The organism is Agromyces binzhouensis (assembly GCF_004135055.1).
Lineage (GTDB): Bacteria > Actinomycetota > Actinomycetes > Actinomycetales > Microbacteriaceae > Agromyces > Agromyces binzhouensis.
The window spans coordinates 1-788 of the sequence record NZ_SDPL01000726.1 but is presented as its reverse complement, the minus strand read 5'-3'; the positions used below and the strand labels follow the sequence as shown (position 1 = coordinate 788).

General features: G+C 72.2%; 1 protein-coding gene. It reads left to right on the top strand.

Annotated features, from left to right (window positions below; all coding sequences use genetic code 11):
• Window positions 1–771 (top strand): Pr6Pr family membrane protein (locus ESO86_RS17900; RefSeq protein ID WP_207207228.1); only part of this gene is annotated, 771 nt, incomplete at its 5' end.
• Window positions 772–788 lie beyond the last annotated feature (17 nt).

Genomic DNA, 788 nt, shown 5'->3' with positions numbered 1-788 from the left:
GGGGCCGACGACGTCCGCCCGCCGGGCGACGCCGCCGTGGCGGAGACCTCCGCGTCGCTCGCACGCACGACCATGTCGCGGCGCGCGCTGGGCGCGTTCCGCCTCGCGATCGCGGCGGTCGAGATCGTCGCGCTGGTCGGCAACTACCAGTACGTGCTCGAGTTCCCGCTCTTCGCGTCCGTCAACTTCTTCAGCTACTTCACGATCCAGTCGGCGATGCTCGCGGTCGTCGTGCTGCTCGTCGCCGCCGGGTACGCCCTCACGCAGCACCGGGACCCGCCCGTGCTCGCGGCGTTCCGGACGGTCGTCACGGTGTACCTGCTCGTCTCCGGGATCGTGTTCGGGCTCATCGCGGTGCAGGCGTCGACGCGCGACTACCGGCTCGACGTGCCGTGGTCGGACACGCTCCTGCACTTCGTCGTGCCCGTGCTCGCGCTCATCGCGTGGACCGTCGACGCGATCATCGCCGTGAACCCCCCGGTGCCGTGGGCGACGCTCGGGCTCGTGCTCGTGTTCCCGACCGGATGGCTCGCGTACACGCTCATCCGCGGCGCCGACATCGGCTGGTACCCGTACTTCTTCCTCGACGCCAGCCAGGTCGGCGGACCCCTCGGCGTGGCCGTCTACTGCCTGCTCATCCTCGTCATCTTCGTCGGGTTGACCTCGGTGCTCGTGGGCGTGCACCGGCGGCTCGCGCTCCGCGGGGTGCGCCGACGCATCGCGGCGCGGAATCGGGCGGGGAGCCGGGCCGCGGCGCTCGCCGAGCGCTGACCCGCTACCCGGCGACG